The sequence below is a fragment of the Pseudomonas sp. W15Feb34 genome (assembly GCF_023127765.1).
In the GTDB taxonomy this organism is placed as follows: Bacteria; Pseudomonadota; Gammaproteobacteria; order Pseudomonadales; family Pseudomonadaceae; genus Aquipseudomonas; species Aquipseudomonas synxantha_A.
On sequence record NZ_SPKN01000016.1, the window covers coordinates 34638 to 58777 of the forward strand.

At 66.1% G+C, this 24140-nt stretch carries 9 protein-coding genes; 3 read left to right on the forward strand and 6 right to left on the reverse strand.

Annotated features, from left to right (window positions below; translation table 11 throughout):
- Position 1 precedes the first annotated feature (1 nt).
- From E4O97_RS07545 to E4O97_RS07570, 6 genes are read right to left on the reverse strand one after another with little or no spacing between them, the layout of a single operon-like run.
- Entirely contained in the window at positions 2-1030 is a 1029-nt protein-coding gene (locus tag E4O97_RS07545) for a class I SAM-dependent methyltransferase (RefSeq protein WP_248161061.1), read from the reverse strand.
- A complete protein-coding gene (locus E4O97_RS07550) occupies positions 1027-2130 on the reverse strand; it encodes a saccharopine dehydrogenase NADP-binding domain-containing protein (protein ID WP_248161062.1) in 1104 nt (367 codons plus the stop codon). The genes E4O97_RS07545 and E4O97_RS07550 overlap by 4 nt, the downstream gene beginning before the upstream one ends.
- Positions 2124-3869, reverse strand: a complete 1746-nt coding sequence (locus tag E4O97_RS07555) for an ABC transporter ATP-binding protein (RefSeq protein ID WP_248161064.1) — start codon at positions 3867-3869, stop codon at positions 2124-2126. The genes E4O97_RS07550 and E4O97_RS07555 overlap by 7 nt, the downstream gene beginning before the upstream one ends.
- Positions 3866-5605, reverse strand: a complete 1740-nt coding sequence (locus E4O97_RS07560; RefSeq protein WP_216091180.1) for an ABC transporter ATP-binding protein — start codon at positions 5603-5605, stop codon at positions 3866-3868. The genes E4O97_RS07555 and E4O97_RS07560 overlap by 4 nt, the downstream gene beginning before the upstream one ends.
- Positions 5602-11055 carry a non-ribosomal peptide synthetase gene (locus E4O97_RS07565; RefSeq protein ID WP_248161065.1) on the reverse strand — a complete coding sequence of 1818 codons (5454 nt, stop codon included), beginning with the start codon at positions 11053-11055 and terminating at the stop codon, positions 5602-5604. Before E4O97_RS07565 ends, E4O97_RS07560 begins: the two co-directional genes overlap by 4 nt.
- A gap of 38 nt (positions 11056-11093) precedes the next feature.
- The gene (locus E4O97_RS07570; RefSeq protein ID WP_248161066.1) at positions 11094-17504 is read right to left on the reverse strand and encodes a non-ribosomal peptide synthetase; all 6411 of its coding nucleotides are present in this window, start codon (positions 17502-17504) and stop codon (positions 11094-11096) included.
- A gap of 300 nt (positions 17505-17804) precedes the next feature.
- Between E4O97_RS07570 and E4O97_RS07575 the strand changes: the two genes are divergently transcribed.
- The 3 genes from E4O97_RS07575 to E4O97_RS07585 are packed head-to-tail and all read left to right on the forward strand — an operon-like array spanning position 17805 to position 23929.
- The gene (locus E4O97_RS07575; protein ID WP_248161067.1) at positions 17805-18689 is read left to right on the forward strand and encodes an ABC transporter ATP-binding protein; all 885 of its coding nucleotides are present in this window, start codon (positions 17805-17807) and stop codon (positions 18687-18689) included.
- Positions 18686-21748 (forward strand): hypothetical protein, encoded by a 3063-nt coding sequence (locus E4O97_RS07580; RefSeq protein WP_248161068.1) that lies wholly within the window; start codon positions 18686-18688, stop codon positions 21746-21748. Before E4O97_RS07575 ends, E4O97_RS07580 begins: the two co-directional genes overlap by 4 nt.
- 33 nt (positions 21749-21781) lie before the next feature.
- Positions 21782-23929 carry a TonB-dependent receptor gene (locus E4O97_RS07585; protein ID WP_248161069.1) on the forward strand — a complete coding sequence of 716 codons (2148 nt, stop codon included), beginning with the start codon at positions 21782-21784 and terminating at the stop codon, positions 23927-23929.
- The last annotated feature ends 211 nt before the right edge of the window (positions 23930-24140 follow it).

Sequence of the window (24140 nt, forward strand, 5' to 3'; positions counted from 1 at the left end):
CTCAAACTCCTCTGGCCTGGAACAAGCGCTGCCCCGCAGCAGCGAGCGGTTCGCCCGCGTCAGGCCACACCTCCAGCAACTCAAAACCTGCAACCTGCAAGGCCTGGCGCCACGCGTCGACGGCCATGAAGGCTTCATCGCCAGCACGCAGCGGCGCATCGGCCGGCGGCGACAGCAACAGGTGCATGAAGGTCAGCATCGCCGGGTTGTCGGCGATGGATTCACTGAACAGCAAGACGCCGCCGTCGCGCAGACTGGTGCGGATCTGGCCGAGGCAGTCGGGCAGGTCGCGGGCGTTGTGCAGCGCGTTGCCGGCAATCACCAGGTCTTGGCTGCGGGGCGCTATGCCCTGGTCGCTGAAGCGGCGATTGAGATCGAGCAGGCCGAACTGCATCCCCGGCTCAAGACGAAACTGACGCTGGGCCGCACTGGTGAACAGCGAGCTGATGTCGGTAAAGCGATAATCCTTCTCGCGTTCTTGCAGCGCCGTCAGCACCGTAGCGGTGGTGCAACCGGCGGCGCCGCCCAGCTCCAGCACCTGCAGCGGCCCGGCAGCGGCGTTGACTTGTCGCGCCCGGGCCCCCAAGGCTTGATTGATCGCCGCAGTGAAGTGGTTGTGCTGGTAGGTGCCCATCACCTTCACCGGGTCCCCGCCAAGCATCAGCAAGTGGGTGAGGGTGAACTGATCGCGCAGCAGGTCGGGCAGGCATTCGATCACTTGGGTATGCAGGCGCGCCATGCTGGCTGGAAAGCCCAATGCGGCATACAGGCGCGGCAGTTCACCCACTTGCGGGTCATCGGGGGGCACTTGCCAACCCAGGCGTTTACCTTCCTCGTGCAGCAGGCCGGCACGGGTCAACGCGGCCAGCCAGCGGCGTACCACCCAGGCATGGCGGGCCGCCGTGCCCAGGGCCTGGTTGATGTGCTCGGCAGTGCGCCACGCCTGCAACGGCAACGCCTGGCTGTGCAGTAACACCTGGGCCATCACGCCCAGGCTCAAGTGTTCCAGCTCGTTCAGGGCGGTGTTCATAGGCAACCTTCTTGGGCGACATGCAGTTGATCGAGCGGGCCGTGCAACAGGTTCAAGCTAAGAATCGCCGAGGTGCACAGCAGGCGCTCCAGGCTGGCGGCGGGCGGCAGGGCCTGGGCCGCTTCATGGCAGCCGGCGCTGATCTCACCCTCCACCACGCTGATCACCGTGATCGCGGCCATGGCTGCGGTGAGCGCCGCATTGCCTGCGCCACTGAGCACCAGGCTGCGGGTCCGGACCTCGCTATCGTGCAGGCCCTCCAGTTGCAGCAGCAGGGTGACGAAGGGCGCCTGGCCGCTGAGATCCAGGCGGCTGGCTTCGCACAAGCGCTGCACCGCTTCTGCCCTTGGCAAGCCGTGAGCCTGGTCAAACGCCTTGAGCACGTAGCCGTCGGTGATCACGTTGAACCACTGGCCGACGTCCAGGTTCAGGTCCATGGCCAGACGTTCACCCTCAAGGTTCAGGTAGGGCAGCAGGTGAACCGAGCCGGGAAAGCACGGCACCGACACCTCGCGCCGGCGCCGCAGTGCGCGGCTGCGACGCCCGTGTTGCCAGGCCGCCAACGGCTCGCTGCTGCCGTCCACCGCACCGTGCAAAAAGTCGTCGGCAGCCACGGCGGTAAAGTGATCGCGCAAGCCGAAATAGCTGGTCAGGCTGCGCACCTGGGTGAATTCCTGCTCGGCCAGCCAGCGCGGCAGCAGGCCGGTGAACCCCGGTTGCAGGCCTGCGCCCAATATCGCGCAGCGGCCACGCCATTGGGCGGGGTCGAGGTGCATATGACCGGCGGCGTCGACGTAATGCGCGTCGGCCTGCAACGCTGCCTGCGCGGCACGGTCCTGCACGCGCCACGAGGGGCCCGCGCAGTTGAGCAGCACAGCGCAACCACGGGCGAAGGTGGCCAAAGCCTCGGCATCGTTGAAGTCCACTTCGGCCCATTGCAAACGGGCTTGGGGCCACTGCTGCTGGAGAACCTGCACGCAGTGCGCGCCCTTGGCGGCATCGCGCCCGCCCAGGCGCAGATCGTTCACTCCCAGCGTCAACAACGCCTGGGCGCTGGCCAGCCCCACGTCGCCACTGGCGCCCAACACCCCGATCAGCATGGCTGCGCCTCGGCTTTCAAGCGCCAGCCGCCGGCGCGCTGGCGGTCATGCCAGAACCCTGCGTAACGACCGTTTTGGGCAAGTAATTGTGCGTGCGTCCCCGATTCCACCAATCGGCCTTCATCCAGCACCAGTATCTGGTCGGCGGCCATGATGGTGGGCAGGCGGTGGGCGATCACCAGTACTGTGGCGTTTTGCATCAGGGCGTGAATCGCCGTCTGCACGAAGGCTTCGTTGTGCGGGTCCAGGGCCGCCGTGGCTTCATCCAGCAGTACGATGGGCGCACGTTTGAGCAGGGCCCGGGCCAGGGATACCCGTTGGCGTTCGCCGCCGGACAGCGCCGCGCCACCTTCGCCTACCGGGGTGTTCCAGCCCTGGGGCAGGCGCGCGACGATTTCATCCACACCGGCCAATCGCGCCGCTTCGGCCACTTGCTCGGCGCTGGCGTCCGGGCTGCCGACGCGGATGTTGGCCTCCAGGCTGTCGTCGAACAGGTAGACGTCCTGCATCACCAGGGACAACTGCGCCATCAGCGCTGCGTTGGACAGCTCGCGTACGTCTACACCGCCAACCCTGACGCTGCCCTCGCTGGCATCGAAAAAGCGCATCAACAAGCGGGTGACAGTGGTTTTGCCCGAGCCCGAGGCGCCGACAATCGCGGTCATCGAATGCGCCGGTGCGCTGAAGGTCAGGTTATGCAGCACCTTTGGTCCGCTGGGGTACCCGAAGCTGACCTTGTCGAAGGCCAGGGTGCCGGGTGCCGTCAGCGGTTGGCTCACCGCGGGTTCCGGCAGCGGCGGCTCGCGCAGGATGCCCACCAGTTGCTCCAGGTCGTTAGCGGCCATGCGTAACAGACCACTGCGCGCCGCCGCTTCGGCCAGCGGCCCGACAAAACGTGCCGCCAGAGCGAGTAAGGCGACCAACTGGATGGCGTCGATTTCGCCATGGGCGGCCAGGGCGACGCCTACGCCCACCAGCAACGCAAACGCCAGTTGTACGGTCAGGCCACCGGCCAGCAACTTGGGAAAGGTCTGCGACAGCATCGAGCCGCCCGCGTGTTTCTGCGCCAGGTTGGCGGCCTGCAACGGCGCGTAGCCGTCCTGGGTGCGACCAAAGGCGCGCAGCACTGGCTGGTAGCGGGCGAATTCGACCACGCGGTTACCGGCCAGAGTCGCGGCGGCTTCCACGCGCGCATCATTGCTGCCGATGGCGGCGGCCGACCAGTGATGGGTGAAGTAGATCAGCGGCGCGCACAATGAGGCGGTCAGGCCCAGGCGCCAGTCGAACACGAACAGGGTCAGCGCCACGGTAGCCGGCACTACCACGCCAGACACCACCGGCCCCAGGTAATGGGCAAACAAGCCGGTGACCATCAGTGTGCCGCTGGTGGCACTGCGCGACAGACGCCCGACCTTCTCGGAGTTGAACCAGCCCAGCGGCAGGCTGACCAGGTGCTGGCCAAGGCGGTCATGCAAGGTGGTCAACACCAGCAGCGCCAGGGCAAAGCCCTTCATGGCCTGCTGGTAATGGGCGATGCAGGTCAGCACCACCATCGCCGCCAGGCCAGCCAGCCAGAGGGACGCGCTGTGCAGGTCACCGGCAAACAGCGCGTGCAGGATCGGCACCAGCAACGCCACGGCCAGCCCTTGCAACACGGCACTGGTCACCAGCCAGGCGAGGTAGCGGTACAGGCGTGCGGCGTGGGCCGGGCCCAATAAAGTCACGAGGCTGCGGATCACAAGGACATCTCCAGGTCGGGGGCGGTGGTTTCGGTGCCGGCGCGCCACAGGCGGGCATAGGTGCCGTTCGCCGCCAGCAATTGCTCGTGAGTACCGTTTTCCAGCACGCGGCCCTGGTCGAGCACCACGATCTGGTCGACGCCGCAGATACTCGCCAGACGGTGGGCAATCACCAGCACCGTGCGGCCGCGGGCCAGGGCAGAGAGGGCATCCTGGATCAGCGCTTCGGATTCGGGGTCGGCGTGGGAGGTGGCTTCATCGAGGATCAGCACCGGCGTATCGGCCAGCAGCGTGCGAGCGATGGACAAGCGCTGGGCTTCACCGCCGGAAAAAATCGCGTCTTCGCCGATCACCGACTGATAGCCGCGGGGCAGGGCGCGGATGCGTTGATGAATCTGCGCGGAGCGTGCCGCTGCCTCGACGTCGGCATCGCTGGCCTCGGGGCGGCCCAGGCGCAGATTGTCGGCGACGGTGCCGTGCACCAGTTGCGCGTCCTGCAACACAAACCCCACGTGTTGATACAGCTGGCGCGGGTCAATCTCGCGCACATCCACACCACCCACGCAGACCCGCCCGGCGTTGACGTCGTGAAAGCGCGGTACCAACTTGGCCAGGGTCGATTTGCCCGCGCCGGAGGCACCCACCAGCGCGGTGACGCTGCCAGCCGGGCAGTGCAGGTCGACGCCATTGAGGATCAGGTGTTCGGGGTCATAGCCGAACTGCACCTGTTCAAAGCGAATATCACTGCCCTGGGGCATCCTGCACACCTTGGGCGTGGGCAGTTCCTCAACCTCAAGCAGCGCCTCGATGCGGTCGGCGGCCGCGAGGGCAGTGCGCTGGGCAGTGAGGCTCTGGTTGATCACCAGCAACGACTGCGGAATCACCACGGCTACCAGGGTTTCGGCGAACAACTCCAGCGCTGTAATCCAACCCTGGGCCAGCAACAGGCTGCCCACCCCCAGGCTCACCAACAGAATTACCGGCACGCTCAGGGCCATCGATGAAAACGCTTCCAGGCGCAGCAGCGGCCGCACCCAGCCAGCGTATTGCGTGCTGAACTGGTCGACCGCCTGCTGATAGCTGCGATGGGCCTGGCCCACCTGGCCGAACGCCTTGACCACGGCAATGCCGTGGACAAACTCGACAATCGCCGCGCTGACCCGGGTCATGCTCTTGTCGAGCAACTGCATCTTGGCGCCGAAGCCGCGCATCATCAGGCTGTAGGCCACCGCGTAGATCGGCAGGGTCAGCACCGCCAGCAGCGCCAGGCGCCAGTTCAATGTGGCCAACCAGATCAGCCCTGCCAGCGGGGTGACTATCGCCGCCGTCACTTCCACTGCGTGATGGGCAACCAGGTGGTGCAGGTCTTCCAGGTCGTCCTGCACCACTTTGCGCACCGCGCCGGAGGTGGTGTCGGTGTACCAGCCCAGCGGCACGCGCCCCAGCTTGCGCACCATGGCTTCGCGCAAGCTCGATTGCAGGCGGTGGTCGGCCAGGTGGGTCAGCCACAGCGCTACGCCGCTGGCCATCCAGCCAAGGCTCAGGGCGACCACTACCAGCGCCGCCCACAGCCACAACGTGTGGCTGTGGGCATTGCCGGCCAGCAGCAAGCGGCCCAGTTCGGTCAGGCCGATAAAGGGCACCAGGTTGACCAGTGCGCCGACGGCGGCGAATACCACACCGAGGCGGATCAGGCGGTTGACCGGGCGTTTGAGGGTATCGAGTGCGGTGCTCATGAGTTTTTCCGAAGGGCCTCAAGCAGGTGCGCGGTGACGGTGTGCACGTGGGGTGGCTCGATGACGCTGAAATGGTTGCCCGGCACGTCGATCAGGTTAAATTGCCCCAGGCACGCGTCCTCCCAGAACGGCGCCGCCAGATGGCCGACGCCGCCGGTGATCCCGAACGATTGCTGCTCCAGGCAGCGCAGGTAGGTCATGTTGCCGAGGAACGGCGGCGGGTCGAACCGCGCCGCCCGCATGCTGTGGCGGCATACTCGGAATAGCGTGGGCACCAGCTCCGGGCCGATGGGCACCCCGGCCTGGCCGGAGGCCAGGCGCGCATACTCGGCCAGGCGCTCTTCCTGGCTGCGCGCCGACTGTTGCTGCACCGCCAATGCCAGCGCGTCCAGGCCCGGGTCGCCGCCCAAGGCAGCCATAGCCCCGGCGGGTACGCGGCGGTTGTCGCGGGCCATCAGCAGGTCGATGGCGCGGTACACGTCGTAGTCTTCGATATGCGCGCCGAACACGGTCTTTACCGGGTCCAGGTTGAGGTTGGGCACGAAGATCGCCTCATAGGCCAGCTCTTCGTCGGTGTCGATAAACATCGGGATACTGTCGATCAGGCTCAGGTCCACCACCTCCATGCCACGTTCCAGCAGGCGCCGGGCGACTTCGGTGGCGAGCAGGCCGCCCAGGCAGTAGCCGATCAACTGGAAGCGCTGATGGCCGTCGGCGATCAAGCGTTCGGCGTAGTCCTGGGCCACGCTTTCAATCAGGCGCTTGGGTTCCAGGGCCAGGTACTGCGCGGTGTCGGCCACCGCAAAACCGATCACCGGGCCGGCCTGCTGAGCGGCGAGTGAACGGCCCAGGTGCTGGAAATAATCCAGGGTGCCGAGGGCCGCGTGGAACATCACCCGCACCGGGCCGACGTCGCCGCCGCCAAAGGGCACCACCAGGGCGTTGCTGTTGGATGAACGCTGGGAATCGCCGGGCTTGACCGCAGACGGTGCGCTTTCTCCATGGCTGAGCAGGCGCGCCAGTGCGCTGACAGTCGGCTCGTTGAGCATCTGCCGCAACAAGGCGTCGTAGCTCAGGCGTTGCGCCTGGGGCAGTTGTTCGCGCAACTGGCCGGCGACCCGGGCGAGGATCAGCGAGTCGGCGCCTTTTTCGTAGAAACTGTCGTCGGCACCGATCTGCGCCAGGCCCAGGGCCTCGGCCCACACTTGGCACAGCTGCGCGGTGAGTGGGTCACTGGGTACCTGCTCGCTGCTGGCGGCTTGGGTATCCACGGCGGGGCGCCAGTTGGCCAGGGTCTTGCGGTCGACCTTGCCGTTGGCGGTCAAGGGCAGGCGGTCGAGTACTTGCACATGCGCTGGCAGCATGTAGTCCGGCAGGCGTTGCGCGAGAGCGCTGCGCAGGCTGTCGACGCTCAGGCGCTGGAACCCGGCCTTGAAGCGTGCGGCGAACACTTGCATACCCAGGGCCGCCAGCGGGTGGTCGGCGTGGGGCAGGGCCGGCAGGCTTTCGCCGCCGAATGCCTGGATACGCTCACGCCAGGTGTCGGCGCTGCACAAGCCACTGCGGCCTTGGTCGTGATCGCTGTCTGACGGCGTCATCATGAAGCCCTGGGTCAGTAGAATCGGCGGCCATTCGCCGGTCGGCTCGCTGAACACCAGCCAGCCACCCGGGCTGAGCAGTTCGGTGATCTGGCCGAGGGCGTTGTCGATGTCCTTGACGCTGTTGAGCATGCCCGCGCACAGCACGATATCCACGCTGTTGCTGGCCAGGCCCTGGGGGCGGATGGGCTGATCGATGTCCAGCACGCCATAACGCACCCAGGCGTGGTCGGCAAAGCGTTGCCTGGCCGCCGGCAGGAAAAACGCGGTCATGTCGGTGAACAGGTAATCCACTTCGAGCCCATCGAGCAGGCTGATCACCGGCGCACTGGTAGCGCCGGTGCCCGCGCCGATTTCGAGGATGCGCAGCGGGCCGTCGCCTTCGTGGTGGGTAGCAAGGCGGTTGATCAGCGCAGCGATGCTGTGGTTGTTGTAGCGCGACACGGCATCCCCGCCATACAGCTGCAATGCCAGGTCTTGCTCGCCCTGAGGGAACAACAGGTCGAACGGGTTGACCTCGCCGCGCAGCAGTTTTTGCAGTTGCCCGACGTGGTTGAGCTGGTAGTCGAGCAGCGTCTGGCTGCACAGCCCGGATGCGACCGCCTGTTCCACCCGGCCCCAGGCCAGCGCCGGGTTTGGCGCGCTGTCGAGCAGGCGATAGCGGGACTGTTCACGGTGCAACAGGCCCGCGTCACACAAGGCCGCGAGCCAGCGCCGCACCAGCCAGTGATGGCGGGGCTGCGCTTGCAGGGCCTGCAGGATGGTGGGTGCATCCGGCTCGGGCCACGCGCCGCTGAATAGATTGGCCTTGAGCATCACGTCCAGCATCGAACTCAACGCTGCGCCACTGAGGTCCGCCTGATAGTCGCGTACCTGTTGGGGGTCAAAGCTGCCGACCTGGCTGTCGGCGTAGCGCTGCACCGCCGTCAGCAACGGCGCACCGGATAGCGGTTCGGGTTCGGCCCGCGCAGGCGTGACGAAGGCCAGCAGTTCGTCGCTGAACAGGCTGACCGCGCTGTCCACGCCCGGGGTGGAGAGCAGTGCGGCGTCGATTTCGCCCAGTTCCACCCGATGTCCACGGATCTTGACCTGGCCGTCGTTACGGCCGAGGAACTCCAGTTCACCCCCCGGCAGATAGCGGCCACGGTCACCGGTGCGGTACAGGCGCTGACCGTCGAGCGGGTGTGCAAAGAAGCGTGCCTCAGTCAACGCCGGGTCGCCCAGGTAACCTTGGGCCAGGCCGACGCCGGTGATGTACAGGTCACCCGGCACCCAGGTCGGCACGTCGCGCCATTGGTTGTCCAGCACGCGAAAGCCCTGGTTGGCCAGCGGCAAGCCGTAGGGAATGCTGCGCCATGCGGGGTCAATTGCGCCGATGGGGTGCAGGTTGGACCAGATCGAAGCCTCGGTGGCGCCGCCCAGGGCCACCAGGGCCAGGCCCGGCAACAGCGCGTGCAGTTGCGGCGCCAGGTTCAGCGCGATCCAGTCACCCGACAACAACGCCAGGCGCAGACTGTCCAGGGGGCGCGGCTCGGCTTGCAGGTAGTGGGCCAGCATCTGCAATTGCGCCGGTACCGAGTTCCACAGCGTCACCTGATGGCGCTGCACCAGCTCGGCCCAGTGCGACGGGTCGGCGCCGCGTGCCGGGTCGGGCAGCACCAGGGTGCCGCCCACCGCGAGGGGGCCGAACAGGTCATACACCGACAAATCGAAACTCAGTTGCGCCAGGCCCAGCACGCGGTCGGCGGCGTTGACCGCAAAGCGCCGGTTGATGTCCTGCACGGTATTGAGCGCAGCGCGATGGCTGATCATCACGCCCTTGGGTTCACCGGTGGAGCCTGAGGTGTAGATCACATAAGCGAGATCGTCGGGGCTGCCGTGCGGTGCCGGGAAGTCCGAAGTGGTCGGCGCCAGTTGATCCACGGCATGCCAGTGCAAGCCCTCCGGCAATGGCGTGTGGGGCAGGGCCTGGGACTGGCCGAGCACGTGGCGCACCTTGGCGCTGTGCAGCACGCGGTCGCGGCGGGCGGCCGGGGCATGGCTGTCCAGAGGCAGGTAGGCGGCGCCGGCCAGCAGTACGCCGTAGGCCGCCACCACTTGGTCACGGCCCTTGGGCATCAGGATCGCCACCGGTTCCTGGGCGCGGCAACCGGCGGCGCTGAGGGCAGCAGCGACTGCCAAGGCACGCTCCATCAGGGCGGCGTAGGTCAGGCTGCCGTGGGCATCGATCACTGCCAGGGCCTGCGGCTGTTCCCAGGCCATGCTCAGCAGGCTGTCATGCAGGCGGCCGGTGGGCAGCGGCGCGGCGGTGGCATTGGCGGCCAGGCGCTCACGTTGTTGCCAGGCCGGCAACGGCACTTGCATGGGGTGGTCCCAGGCGGCCGGGTCGAGGGCCAGTAACTGCAACTCGGCGACGAATGCCTGCTGCATGTCTTCGATCAGGCCGTCGGGGAACACGCCTTGGCGCACATCCCAGTGGATGTGCAAACCCTGCGCGTCGTCCATCACCTGGCAGTCGAGGGTCACCTGCGGAGTTTGGGTGATGCCGTGGCCGACCTGTCGCTGGCTGGCGGGAGGTGGTTCGATCGCCAGGCCGATAGCACTGGTGAACACCACCGGCATGGACGCCGCTTCACGCCCGCGCCGGCGACCGATTTCGCGCATCACCTGGATGCCGGAAAACAGCCGGTGCTCCAGGTCGGCAAACAGTTGATTGCCCAGTTGGCGTGCTTGGCTGGTGAAATCCTGGCCCTGGGGATCATTGACCTGCAACAGGCTGACCGAGGTGAAATCCCCAACCAGTTGACCCACTTGCGGATGCAGCGGCAAGCGGTTGAGCAGTGTCAGGTTGAGGCTGAAGGTGGGTTGCTGGCTCCAGCGTTGCAAGGTGCCGACGTAGGCGCTGAGCACCACGATGGACGGGGTGAGGCCGAGGGCGCCGGCGGCGCTTTTCAAGGCTGCCCATGGTTGCGCGTCGAGTTGCGCGCAGTGGCGCTGGAAGCGTGGCACGCTGGTGTCTTCGCCGCTCAGGGGCGCCGGCAGTTGCGGGGCGGGGGGCAGTTCATCGATACGCGCCATCCAGTAGTCACGGTCGCGTTGGTGGCGGCTGCCTTCGAGCAGGCCCCGTTCGGCCAGCAGGTAGTCGCGAAAGGTGATGTCCAGGCTGGGCAAGCTGGCCTGGGGGTCGTGCAGTAGCTGTTCCAGTTCATTGAACAGCAGTTGCGCGCTGGCCCAGTCGGCAATCAATGAGTCCATGGAGAAGTGCAGGGTGTCGCCGCTGTCACTGCGGCTCAGGCGCAATTCGAACAACGGCCAGATATCGGTAGGGTAGAGCTTCTGCTCCATGGCCTCACGTATCTGCTGCACGGCGTGCTGGTGCTGTTCACGAGTGGCGCCGCGCAGGTCGGCGACTTCCACCGGGTAATGGGCGACTTCGGCCAGCACGCGCTGGGAGCCTTCGCTGGCGATCACCGCGCGCAGCATGTCGTGCCGGGCAATCAGGCGGTTCCAGGCGTGTTCGACCTGCTGCAGGTCGAGGCTCGGCCAGCTCAGTTCGAGGTAACCGTGGCAGGCCACGTTGCCGTAGCCGAATGATGACTGGCGGCCGAGCAGGTAGGCGTTCTGCACATCGGTGAGCGGGAACGGCGCGTGGCGCTGTGCCGGGTCGGCCATTACCTGGGGCCGCTCCTGGGTTTGCAGCAGGTGCAGGATCTGCTGCTTGTGCTCGCGCAGTTGCGCCAGGCGCTCGGCGTCGAGCAGGCCCTGGGGCGCGCGGAATTTGAGTTGACCATCCTGGGGCCAGAGTTCGACGCCCAGGGACTTGAGTTCGCTTAACAGTTTGGCGGCGGGCATGGGGGCAGCTCCTGGGATAAGGGCAGGTTGCGCGGGCATCAGATGACGCCCTCTTCAACGGTGTGCGGGGTGGGTTGGCGCTCTACCGCGTGGGCCACTTCCATCAGGCTGGCGGCGCCGAACAACTGGCCCATGGGCAACTCCAGGCCAACACGGCTGCGCAGCATTTCGAGAAACCGCGTGGCCAGCAGGCTGTCGCCGCCCAGGCGGAAAAAATTGTCGTGGCGCGACACGCTGGGCACGTTGAGCAATTGCTGCCACAGCTCGGCGACCAGTTGCTCTGCGGCGCTCAGCGGGGCTTCATCCACGGCGCAGTGGGACCGGGCAGCCGCCGCCAATGGCGCAAGCAAGGCACGGCGATCTACCTTGCCATTGCTGCTCAGGGGAAGGCGTTCCAGCACCAGGATCTGTTCCGGGCGCATATAGGCGGGCAGGCATTGCACCAGGTGCTTGGCCAGCACCTCGGCGCAGGTGCTGGCGGTGACAGCAGCCAGCAGGCGCTGATCCTCGACCAGCACCACGGCACGGTTCACGCTGGGATGACGGGCCAGCGCGGCTTCGATTTCCCCCAGCTCGATACGATGGCCGTGAATCTTCACCTGGGTGTCGGCACGCCCGAGAAACTCCAGCAACCCACCCGGGTGGTAGCGGCCCAGGTCGCCGGTGCGGTACCAACCCTCGACAAAGCGCTCGGCATTCAATTGCGGCGCATGGCGATAGCCGCGTGCGACGCCGGCGCCGCCAATCCACAACTCGCCCGTGACCCAGTCCGGGCAGTCGCGGCCAAGGGCGTCGACCACGCGGTAAGCCTGGTTCGCCAGCGGCACGCCGTAGGGGATCGAGCGCCAGCCCGGCAACAGTTGCCGTACCTCGTAATGGTTGGACCAGATCGCCGCTTCGGTGGCGCCGCCCAGGGCGATAAAGCGGCAATCCTGGGCTTGTTGGCGCAGGCGTTGCGGCAGGTCGAGGCCGATCCAGTCGCCCGACAGCAGGGCCACCTTCAGCGCCAGGGGTTGGCGCTCAAGGGCGTTGGCTTCCAGCAGCATGTCGAGCAGCGCCGGTACGCTGTTCCACAGGCTCACGCGGTGGTGTCGCAGGGCCTTGAGCCAGGCGCGGGCGTCGCGGCGCTGGTCTTCGTCGATCAACACCAGGGCGGCGCCCACCGAGAGCAGGCCGAACACGTCATACACCGACAGGTCGAAGTCCAGCGCCGATAGCGCCAGGCCGCGGTCCGACGCGTCGATGCCGTAGCAGCGGTTGATCTCGGCCACGGTGTTCATGGCGGCGCGGTGGGTGATTTCCACGCCCTTGGGCTGGCCGGTGGAGCCGGAGGTGTAAATCACGTAGGCCAGTTGGTTGGCGCTCACGGGTAACGGCGCGTGCAGCGGTTCAGCGCTTTGCGCCTGGGTCGGCTTGAGATGTTTGACGCCCGGCAGTTGCGGGTCGTGCTCGGCAAGGATCAGGCTGACGCCGGCCTGTTGCAGGATGCGCTGGCAACGCTGCAACGGCTGGTCGACACCCACTGGCAGGTAGGCGGCGCCGGCGGCCAGCACGCCCAATACACTCGCGATCTGTTGCGGGCCCTTGGCCAGGGACACCGCCACCAGGTCACCGGCTGTCACCCCTGCGTCTATCAGGCTACGGGCGATGCGCAACGCCCGTTCGGCCAGTTCGCCGTAGCTCAGGCTGTCATGCTCACCCCACAACAGCGCAGGGCGATGCGGGGCGTGGTGCGCATGCTGGAAAAAGCCCTGATGCAAGGTCGGATCACCCGGCACGCCGGGGCCGGGTGCATTCAGCTGGGCGCGCAGTTGCGCCTGGGCCAGGGGCAGCAAGTCTGGCGGCGCGTCGTCCCAGGCGTGTTCGGCCAGCCAGTGGAGGCTGCGCAGGTAGGCGTCGAACATGGCTTCGACCAGCCCTTCGGGGAACAGGCCGACCACGCGGTCCCAGTTCAGGGCGATGCCGCCGTCGGCTTCCACCACCTGATGATCGAGCCATACCTGTGGGGTTTGGGTCAGGCCGAATACCTGCCGGGCGAACGGCCCGTCTACCGGTGCGGCGGTGCCATCCGGCACCCCCAGGGCACTGGTGAAGACCACCGGCATGTTGACCTGCTGTTCGCCGCGTTGCCGCGCCAGTTGACGCAGCAAGTTCACCGAACCGATGCAGCGGTGTTCCAGCGCATCGCCGAGTTGCTGCTGGGTGCGCCGTGCGCGGTCGATCCAGCGTTCGCCGACCTTGGGCGCATAGCCGAGCAGGGTCAGGGAGGTGAAATCGCCCATGACCTGATCGATCTGCGGATGCACCGGCCGGCGGTCAAACAGGGTCAGGTTGAGACTCAGGTCGGGGCGCGCACTCCAGCGCCCGAGGGTTTCGGCAAACGCGCAGAGCAGTACCGCCGAAGCAGTCAGGCCGTGTTGCTGGGCCTTGGCCAGGATCGCTTGCCAGGCATCGGCCTTGACCTGCCCTTGCAGGCGCTCGAAGCGCGGTTGGCCCAGGTTGGCGGGGTCGGTTGCCAGGGGCAGTTGCGGGTGCGGCGGCAACGTGGGCAGGCGTTCCTGCCAGAACTGTTGCGCGGCGTGCAATTCGTCAGGTTCCACACGGGATTGCACTTGATAGTCGCGAAATGAAAGCTGCAGCGGTGCCAGGGCCAGCGTCGGCTCGCGGTACAGCGCGTCGAGTTCGGCATAGAAACGCAGGATGCTCAGGGCATCAAGAATCAGGTTGTCCAGGCTGATCGCCAGCCGCGTGTGCCGGCCCTGGGTCACCGCCTGCACATCGAACAGCGGCCATTGGGCGGGATCGAACACGCGGTGGGCACAGTGTTCGCGCAGGTCTTCAAGGCAGGCGTAGCGCTGGCCGATCACGAAGGTGGGCACCTGGGGGAGGATGCGTGCCTGGCCTGTGTGGTCGAACACCGTGCGCAGCGTTTCGTGGCGTTCGATCAGGCGTGCCAATGCGTGTTGCAGGCGTGGCAGGTCGAGGTCTTCGACGTCGTATTCGCGGTAGAAGTGGCAGCTCACGCCGCCCAATACCAGGCTGGGGTCGCGGCCCAGCCAGTAGGCTTGCTGCACCTCGGTCATGGGGAAGGGCGCGTGACGTTGGTCGAGGTCCGGTACCACGGTGCGTTGTGTTTCGGCCTGGGCCTGTTGATGCAGGCCTGTGCAGAACTGCGCCAGCACCGGCTTGGCAAACACCTGGGCGATCCGTGCGCCCCCCAGCCCTTGTTCGGCCAGCAGGCGCACCAGGCGCGTGGCGCTCAGGGAGTCACCACCGAGGGCAAAGAAGTTGTGCTCACGGCAGACCTCGCCACAGCCGAGCAATTGCTGCCAGGCGCGGGCCACCTGTTGTTCGATGGCTCCGCAGGGCGGCGACAGCTGGGCAGGGACGGCGCTGCCGTGGTCGGCCAGCCAGCCGTTGAGTGCGTTGCGATCCACCTTGCCATTGCTTGTCAGGGGCCACTGCGCGCAGCCGAGGATCAGGCTGGGAATCATATAGGCCGGCAGGCGCTCGGCCAGGTCCGGCAGCTCCAGCACTGTGGGCTGCTCCGGGCCATTTGCAAGGCGCACCACCGCTGCCAGGTGCTGGCCGACCAGCAGCGCCACCGCCTGTTCGACGCCGGGGCACGCCAGCAGCGCCTGTTCTACTTCACCGGCTTCGATGCGGTAGCCATGCAATTTGAGTTGGAAGTCAGTGCGCCCCAGAAACTCGACCGTGCCGTCGGGGTGGTAGCGCGCACTGTCGCCGGTGCGGTACCAACGCAGGCCCTGGTGCTGCACAAATCGTTCGGCGCTGCGTACCGGGTCGCCACGGTAACCCTCGGCCACCCCGGCGCCACCGATCCACAGTTCACCGGCCACCCAATCCGGGCAGTCATGGCCATGCCGGTCGACGATGCGCAGGCTGACGTTATCCAGCGGCTTGCCGTAGGGCAGGCAATGCCAGTGCAGTGCCTGGCCGGGGGCGACTTCGAACAGCGTCGAGTGAATCGCCGCTTCCGTTGCGCCGCCCAGGGCCATGAAGCGGCAACCGGGCGCCTGGGCCCACAGACGTGGCGCCAACTGCGGCGCGACCTTGTCACCACCGAGCAATACAGCGCGCAGGGGCAGTGGGGCGTCGGCGCAACTCAGCAACATGTCGAGTAGCGCCGGCACGCAATTGAGCACAGTGGCGCGGTGCTGCACGGCCAGTTCACGCCAGCGTGGGGCGTCGCGTTGCAATTGGGGCTCGATGAGGATCACCGCCCCGCCGTTGGCCAGCGCGGCAAACAGGTCAAACACCGACAGGTCGAATTCCAGCGCGGAGAGCGCCAGGATTCGGTCTTCGCCATTGAGCTGCAAACGCCGTTGCAGGTCTTCCAGGGTGTTGGCGGCGGCCAGGTGGCTGACCTCTACGCCCTTGGGCTCACCAGTGGAACCGGAGGTATATAGAACATAGGCCAGGTCGCTGATCGCACCGGGGCGCGGCGCTTGCAACGTGGTGTCGGCGTGCGGCAAGCGGGTGAGCAGCAAGCGTGCGCCGGACGACTGGCAGATCTTGCGGCAACGCGCCTCGGGCTGGTCGGCGCCGATGGGCAGGTAGGTGGCGCTGCACGCCAGGATGCCCAGCACGGCGATCACCTGCTCGGGGCCTTTGGGCAGTTGCAACGCCACGATGTCACCGCGCTGCACGCCCTGGCCTTCGAGGTAGGCCGCTACGGCGAGGGCTCGCTCGGCCAGCTCGCCGTAGCTGATGATGTGGTTGCCGTGCAGCAGTGCGGGCCGGGCGGGCGTCAACTGCGCCAGGGTGAAAAAACCTTCGTGCAGGCGTGTCACCGGTAATGCTGTGCGCTGGCCTTGGGTGGCGCGGCGTACGTCAAGCTGGCTGGCGGGAACCAGCGCCGGCACCGTCTGATCCCAGGCCGCAGCATCATGGCACAGGCGCTGCAACAGGCCGGTATAGGCATCGAACAGGCCATCGAGCACCCCCTCGGCGAACAACCCTTCGCGGGCGTCGAGGTTGACCAGAATGCCGCCGTCCAGCTCGGTGACCTGGGCGTCCAGCCACACCTGCGGGCCCTGGGAAATGATCCAGGCCGGCTGGCCGAAACTCTCCTGCACGCCCTCGGCGAACAGTTCCCCCAGGCCCAGCGCGCTGGTGTACACCACCGGCGCCAGCACTTGCTCGCCGCGATGGCGGGACAGTTCACGCAACACCTCAAGGCCGGAAAACGCACTGTGTGCGGCATCGCCATGAAAGCGTCGTTGCAGCGCTGTGGCTCGGGCGGCGAAGGTGCCGGTCATGCGGCCGTCCCAGGCCAGCAGGATCGAGGAGGTGAAGTCGCCGACCAGGTGCTCGACATCGGTATGCAAAGGCATGCGGTTGAACAACGGCAGGTTGAGCAGCAGCTCAGGCGTCTCGCACCAGGCGCCAAGGGCTTCGCAAAACACCGCGGCCAGGGCCATGGCCGGGGTCAGGGCGTGCTCGCGGGCGTGGCGTTCGAACGCCTGGCGTTGGGACGCCGACAACCAGTGGTGACGGCGGCGCACCTGGCGCTCATCGCCCTGGCTCTTGATGGGCAAGCGTGGGGCGCCGGGCAAGGCGTCCAGGCGCTGCAACCAGTAGTCGCGGGCGTGTCGATGGCGCTCGCGGTGCTCGGGGCTGGCGTGCTCCAGGCGCAGGTCGGCCAGGTAACGCGGGAAGCTGTAATCCAGCGCGGGCAGCGGCTGTAGGCGGTACAACTGCACCAGGTCGCCGAGCAGGGTACGCAGGCTCAAGGCGTCGGCGGCGAGCATGTCGAGGTTCAGGTGCAGGCGCGTGCCCTGGGGCAGCAGTGATAACTGGATGTCCAGCACCTGGCCGTGTTCCACGGCCAACTGGCGATGGGAAAGTTCGGCGCGCAAGGCGTGCAGATGGTGTTGCCGCTGTGCGGCATCGGCCTGGCGCAGGTCATGCACTTTGAGTCCCGGCCATGGACTGCGGGGCAGGATCTGCTGGCGGCCATCGTCGAGGAACTGCGCCCGCAACATGGGGTGGCGGGCCAACAAGGCGTGCACGGCGGCTTCCAGGCGGGCCGGGTCAACGTCGTGACCGTCGAATTCGTTATAGAAGTGTGCAGCCACACCGCCCAGTGCCTGGCCAGGGGCACGGCCGATCCAGTACGCATGTTGCATGGGGGCCAGTTCGAAGGGCTGGCCATCGTCGGCGCTGTGATTGACGGGCGCGGCAGGAGCCGGCGCGGTGTCGAGCAGGGCCAGCCAGGCGCACAGGCGCGGGTCGGCCACCAGCTCGGCGAAACGTGCGGCCAGACCCTGACGCCGCCATTGGCCTGCCAGGCGGATCAGGGTGACCGAATCCAGGCCCCATTCGATCAGGTTGGCCTCCAGAGGGATCTGCTCGGCAGGCTGTCCCAGGGCTTCGGACAGGGAACGGCGCAGCAGGGTTAGGGTTGAGGTGCTGGGAGTGGCCATGGCTCAACGTCTTCTCATCGCTAGGGCCCGGACCGGCGTTGGCCCAGGCGCTGAGGGGCAGGTAATTGCGTGGAAGGAGATGCTAGTCATTCTCATTGTCTCGACTACCCGGATCGAATCGTTTTTGCCCCGTATCCGTTTCCCTCGCGCGGTTTCGGGCGTGTGAGGGGTGGGGCATAACGCCGATCAGCGTGCGGGATACGGTTGGAAAATGACTTGAATCGGGTAGAGCCGCGCCGCCGCCCTTGACTACCGTCGCTCGCCGCCCTTTTGCAGGGCTTGTCCTTGAGGGAGTTGTGGATGTCAGTCGATTCGGGTTTGCAGGTGCGCGGTTTGTGCAAGCGCTACAACAATGGCGTTGAGGCGCTGCGCGGTGTTGACCTGAATGTGGGGCCGGGCATGTACGGTTTGCTCGGCCCCAATGGCGCGGGCAAAAGCAGCCTGATGCGCACCCTGGCGACCTTGCAGCAGCCGGACGCCGGCAGCATCCACCTGGATGGTGTGGATGTGTTGGCCGATGCCGAGCATTTGCGTCGTCGCCTGGGTTACTTGCCACAGCAGCTGGGGGCGTATCCGGGGGTGAGTGCGCGGGATGTGCTTGATCGGTTTGCCTGGCTCAAGGGGCGTACCGACACTCGCCAGCGCCGCGAGGAAGTCGAGGGCTTGCTGGCCAAGGTCAACCTGCAGGAAGCCGCGCACCGGGCGCTGGCCACGTATTCGGGCGGCATGTTGCGTCGCTTCGGCATCGCCATGGCCCTGATCGGCTCGCCGCGCTTGCTGATCGTCGATGAGCCGACCGCCGGGCTCGACCCGGCCGAGCGCAACCGTTTTCACCGAGTGTTGGCGGATGTGGCGGCCGAGTCCATCGTGTTGCTCTCGACCCATATCGTTGAAGACGTCGAGAACCTGTGCAGCCGTCTGGCGGTGCTGGCCGCTGGGCAGATTATTGTCGAAGGGCGCCCGGCGGATTTGCTCGAGGCTGAGCAGGGCCGTTTATGGGAGGCGTCGTTCGGTCGTGGTGAGCCGCTGCCCGACGCCTTGCATGTGGCGGCGAGCCCCGACGGCAGCCGCGTGATCGTGCACGGCGAACGTCCGGCTGATCCGCGCTTCAGGCTCCACGCGCCGCGCCTGGAAGACATCTATTACCTGGCGCTGGCCCAGGCTGGCGAGGCAGTTGCGGCATGAATACCTTTGCTCTTCTGATGCGCGAGGCCTGGGTGCAAGTGCGCGCCGGGCTGCGCAGCGGCATTCCACTTCTGGTCTTCCTGGGCCTCACCGGCTATTTGCTGATGTCCCTGACCAATGCCGACTATGTGCAGAAAATGGGCGCCAGCGACATCGCACGCAATGCGCCGAGCCTGATCTACCTGATGTCGTGCGGTTGCATGTTTTTCCTGTTTTTCGCCTGGGCCTGGGTGTTCGCCCAACCGGCACTGCGCGACCGCGAGGCGCAATTGGAAGAGGTGCTGCTGGCCTTGCCGCTGTCGCTGCCGGCGCTGCTGTGGGGGCGCTTTATCGGCGCGGCGCTGGTGGGTGGCTTGCTCGCCAGTTCGCTGATCGTGGGCTTTCTGGTCAGCCCGGTACTGGGCTGGCTCGGCTGGGTGCCGGCCGAGAGTATCGGTGCACCGATGTGGTCGGCGCTGGGGTTTGCCTGGGTTGCGTTGCTGTTGCCGGTCAGCACCGGGGTTGGGGCCTTGTATTACCTGCTGGCCTTGCGCAGTCGTGGCCTGGCGGCACCGTTTGGGTTGGCGACGGTGTTGATGCTGCTGTGGATGTTTGCCGTGGTGGTGCTCAAGGGGGGGCATATAAACCCGCTGTTGGCTGCCAGCCTGGACCCGTCGCTGTTCACCTTTGCCCAGGCCCAGGTCGAGACCTGGAGCGCCGCGCAGAAATCCCAATCGCTATTGGCCTTGACCCCGGGGTTCTGGCTTAACCGGCTGTTGTGGTGCGTTGTGCCGCTGCTGTTATTGGCCGCTGTATTGGCGCGCACCACGCGCCAGGGCTTGATGGGCAAACGCAGCGGGGCAGTGCTGGCGGAGCCGCCGATGTTACTGACAGGCGCAGTGACCTTGCCTGGCCCGCTGACCCATAGCCAATGGTCGCGCGCCCTGGGGCATGAGGCACGTTGGCAGGTACGCCAGCTGTTTGCCCGGCGCCTCTGGTGGGTGGCGCTCGGCTTGCTGTTGGTGATGGGCGTGCTCAGTGGCTTTGTCCACGGCGTGTGGCATGCGCGAGGGCCGATGGTGCCCCGGGCGGACCTGACCCTGCCGTTGTTGTCGAGTGCGTTGTTCCTGGTGATCGCCTTTATCGTTGCGGCGCTGGTTGGGCTGGTGTGCCGGCGCGATGACGTCGAAGGGTTTGGCGCTATGTTGCAGGCAACTGCGGCCCCGGCGTGGTTGCGATTGCTGGGGCGGGTGGCTTGTGTGCTGCTGGCGACCTTGACGCTTGCGCTGGTGCCGGGCCTGGCCAGCTTGCTGATCAGTGCGATTGCCGCGCCCGACAGCCTGGCGCCGGGCTTTGTGCTGGTGTATCAGGCGTTGGTGTTCGCGCCTCCATTGGTGGAGCTGGCGATGCTCACAGTGCTGGTGCATGCGCTGATCCGCCGATCCGGGCTGGCGTATGCCGCCTCGATGCTGCTGACGTTTTTCCTGGTACTCAACCATGAGTTGGGCCTGGTCACCTATCCGGCCTATGCCATGGCGATTCCTGCGCATGTGAGCGTGTCGCTGCTGACCGGCTGGGCGCCGTGGCTGGCGTTTCTGACGACCTTGGCCGGTTGGAAACTGGCCGGTTGCCTGGTCATGCTCGCGATCGCGGCACTGGCCTTGCCCCGTGGGCCGGAGCGTCGTCGATTGAGCGACGTGCGCCGCGGTTTGCTCGGCTTGCCCGGTGTGTTGCTGGCTCTGGGTGCTGTCGGCTTGCTTGGCAGCGGCGTGTTGTTGCAGCGGCATTTGGTGGAGCAGGGCGATTACCAGTCTGTCGCCGAGCAACGCGCCGAACGCGCCGACTGGGAACGGCGCTGGCTGCCCGGGGCGAGTGCCTGGCAGGTGGCGGGCGGGCAGTTGCAGGTGCAGGTCGATTCGGCCGCCCGGCAGGTGGTGGGCCAGTGGACGTTGGATGGGGTGCTCACTACCGGCCTCGATGCCGAGTTACCACCGGGTATGCAGGTGACCGCGGTCAGCGTGATGGGGCGCCCCGTTGTGTTTGAACACGCCACCGAGCACCTGCGGGTGCCGTTGGAGGGGTGCGCAGCGAGCGGTTGTCAGGTGGTGTTGAACTGGACGGTGAGTGCTGACGGCTGGCCTGCCGAGGGTGAAGCATTCTGGCTTGGGCCTCAGGGTGTGTGGCTGCAAGCGCACCATGTGGTGCCACGCTTGGGCCTGGACAGCGAGCGGTTGTTGCGTGCACCGGCCCAGCGCAGCGAAGCCGGGTTGCCGACAGCGGTGCCCCGGTTGCCGACGGGCGCTGCGGTGGCGGTGGATGCCGTTGCACCGGCCGGGCACTGGCAATGGCAGCTTGAGGTCGATGGCCAGGCCATTACCGGCAGCAGTGAGGGGCCGCTGGACTTTGCCTATGCCACGTCGGCTCAGAAGGATATCAGCCGCGAGAACACCGCCCGTGAAGTGCAGGAGGACCTGGACGCGATGAGCGCCTGTGTGGCGCGGCGTCTGGGCAGCCGTCCCAGCGTCGAACAACTGAGTCAGTGGCCTGTCGGCATGGGTGCCAGCCGTCTGAGTCATGGCCATTTACTGCTTGGCCAGTCACCCAATTGGGACGTGGCGCCGACAGGCGTTGGGCGCTGGACGCGCCGTGCCCATATCGCCGAACTGCTTGCCCGCCAATCGCTGGTCGAGGCGAGCAACCTGCGCCAAACCCCCGGCTACCTGTGGCTCAGCCAGGGTGTGGCAGGTGCGCTGGGCCTGCTGTGTGTGGAGGACATCGACGGTGCTGATGCCCGTGCAGCGCTGGTCAAGCTGATGGCCGACGACCTGACCCGTGCCCTGGGCAATGACGGTGAGCCCGTCGGCACCCTGGCCGATGCCCGCGAACAGGGGTGGGCCGCCAGTTATGCCGCACTGGTCAGCCTTGACTGGGTCGCCGGGCAAACTCCCGAACAGCTCACGGCGCTGACCGCCGATGTCCGTAACGGCCAGGGATGGCCAACCGCGATCCAGGGCCTGCTGGGCGCGCCCTCCGATCCTGTGATTGCCGCCGCGCTCAAGCGCTGGGGGCCTGTGCAATGAAGTTGAATCATCCCTGTCTTTTGGAGCTTTGCCATGTCATCTGAACTGTCTATCCAGCCGCTGCGTCGTCCTTTCGGTTGGCGCGCCAACGTATTGACCCAAGCCATGGCGCTGACCTTGTCCAGCCAGATGTGCACGGCCTATGCCGCTGACTATCAACCCGCCGCCAGTAGCGAGACCATCGAGTTGGCGCCGGTGACGGTCAGTGCGCGGTTGACCCAGGAAAGTGCCAAGGACATTCCATTCGGTCTCTCGGTGCTTGATGGGAAAACGCTTGAGACCCGGCGGTTACGCACCCTGGAAGATGCCTTGCGCACCACGCCTGGGGTGGATGTGAACTCCTGGGGCGGCGCCAACGACGCCAACGTGCGCATCCGCGGGGTCGGCTCGCTGAACCAGATGAGCATGGATGACGGCTCGGTGGTGCTGAACGTGGACGGCGTGCCGATGTCGGTGCGCAACGCGGCAATGGCCACCCTCGACGTGCAGCAAGTGGAAGTTCTCAAAGGCCCGCAAGGCACGTTGTTCGGACGTAACAGCGAGGCCGGCGCGATTAACGTCACCACCCGCAAACCCACCCGTGAGCTGGAAGGCTATGTGCGCGGCGAAGTGGGCAACCAGGGCCAGTTCATGACCGAGGGCGCAGTGGGCGGGCCGCTGACCGAGTCCCTGGCCGGGCGACTTGCCGTGCGGCGCAGCGGCTTTGATAACTGGGTCGATGACCAGCAGGATGGCGACCCCCTGACCAAGCCCCGCGACCTGGCATTGCGCGGCAGCCTGTTGTGGGACAACGATGAAGGGACCACCGGCCTGCTGACCGTCGAACGCCAGCGCGCCGATCATTATGCCGGCTCGGAGATCCTGCGCCCGTTCGGCAATCGCCCGAGTCTCGATTACACCCCGGGTACGTTCAATGGCAACAAGAAGACCAACGAGCGTTATTCCTTCGAGCTCAACCATGACCTGGCCCAGGCCCGGATCACCTCGATCAGCGCCTACACCAGCACCGACTTCAATGCGGTCAAGGGTTATGATCGCAACATCACCCAGGCGCTGTATGGTCAACCGTTTGAATACCTGATCGAAGACTCGGCCCACGAGCGGGTCTGGAGCCAGGACCTGCGGCTGGGTTCGCTGGCGGATGCCGAGGTGTTCTGGGTGACCGGGGTGAACCTGTCGCGCTCCGAGCGCAGCTTTGACTCCAACAACTTCACCAACGGCGCGAAGCAGTTGCGCGACTTCACCACCAACAGTTATGCCGCCTACGGCGAAGTCACCTTCCCGATTGCCGAAGACTGGAAACTCACCACCGGCCTGCGCCATACCTGGGACCGCAAGACCTACGGCGCCGACTACAGCGGTGGCGGCAAGCTGGTCAGCGACAGCCGACGCTTGCAGGACGACTACAACACCGGGCGCGTGGCCCTGAGCTACGCTTGGACGCCGCAGACCAATGTGTATGCGGTGTTGTCGCGGGGCTATAAGTCGGCCGGGTTCAACGACTACGCCACCTCGATCAAGGACAGCGAACCCTACAAGGCGGCCAAGGTGAACTCCGCCGAGGTCGGCTTCAAGCATGAAAGCGAAGGCGGTGCACTGAGCCTGGAAGGCGCGTTGTTCATTACGCGTGTGCAGGATGATCACTTGCTGGGTTATGACTTCACATCCCTGGCAGTCAGCGCAGTGAATGCTGATACCCGCAGCAAAGGCGCCGAGTTGTCGAGCACCTGGCATGTCACCGATGCACTGACCTTGGGCAGTGCCATCAGCTACACCAATGCGGTAGTGACCTCGGACGCACCGGGTGTGTCCGGTGGTGATGTGGCCAAGGGCAGCCGCGTGCCGGATGTGCCGTTATGGAGTGGAAACTTCAGTGTGGCCTGGAAGAAGCCTTTGGGTGAACTGCTGGGCTTGCCCGCGCCGCGCTTGAACACCTTGCTCAACTACCGCGTACAGAAAAACCGCCCGGCTGATCCGCAGAACCACTATGACCTCAAGGGTTACGCCAAGTTGGACTTGCACCTTGGGCTGGAGAGTGGGGGGTCGGAGGTTTATTTGTGGGGCGATAATTTGCTGGATGCGCGGTATGACCTGTATGGCGCGTACTCCACCGACACGGTGCTGACCGGGATGCCGGGGCGCGGGCGTTCGGCGGGGGTGGGGTATAGCTATCAGTTCTGAGGCAGCCACTGGGTGCAGTGTGGGAGGGGCTTGCTCCCGATGGCGACCTGACAGTTGACCAGGATGTTGGATCAGACCGAGTACATATCCATTATTTAGGTAACGGCCACTATTGGTTCCGCTTTTACAGCGGGTCACTTTGAAAAGCGCAAAGTAACCAAACGCTCTTGCCCCACCACTCGGCACCTCGCTTAGGCTCGGTGTGCCCGTA

Bases quoted from the DNA above. Each gene is read 5' to 3' on its own strand.
- E4O97_RS07585 (WP_248161069.1), top strand. From the start codon at position 21,782: ATGTCATCTGAACTGTCTATCCAGCCGCTGCGTCGTCCTTTCGGTTGG.
- E4O97_RS07545 (WP_248161061.1), bottom strand. From the start codon at position 1,030: ATGAACACCGCCCTGAACGAGCTGGAACACTTGAGCCTGGGCGTGATG.
- E4O97_RS07570 (WP_248161066.1), bottom strand. From the start codon at position 17,504: ATGGCCACTCCCAGCACCTCAACCCTAACCCTGCTGCGCCGTTCCCTG.
- E4O97_RS07575 (WP_248161067.1), top strand. From the start codon at position 17,805: ATGTCAGTCGATTCGGGTTTGCAGGTGCGCGGTTTGTGCAAGCGCTAC.
- E4O97_RS07580 (WP_248161068.1), top strand. From the start codon at position 18,686: ATGAATACCTTTGCTCTTCTGATGCGCGAGGCCTGGGTGCAAGTGCGC.
- E4O97_RS07550 (WP_248161062.1), bottom strand. From the start codon at position 2,130: ATGCTGATCGGGGTGTTGGGCGCCAGTGGCGACGTGGGGCTGGCCAGC.
- E4O97_RS07565 (WP_248161065.1), bottom strand. From the start codon at position 11,055: ATGCCCGCCGCCAAACTGTTAAGCGAACTCAAGTCCCTGGGCGTCGAA.
- E4O97_RS07560 (WP_216091180.1), bottom strand. From the start codon at position 5,605: ATGAGCACCGCACTCGATACCCTCAAACGCCCGGTCAACCGCCTGATC.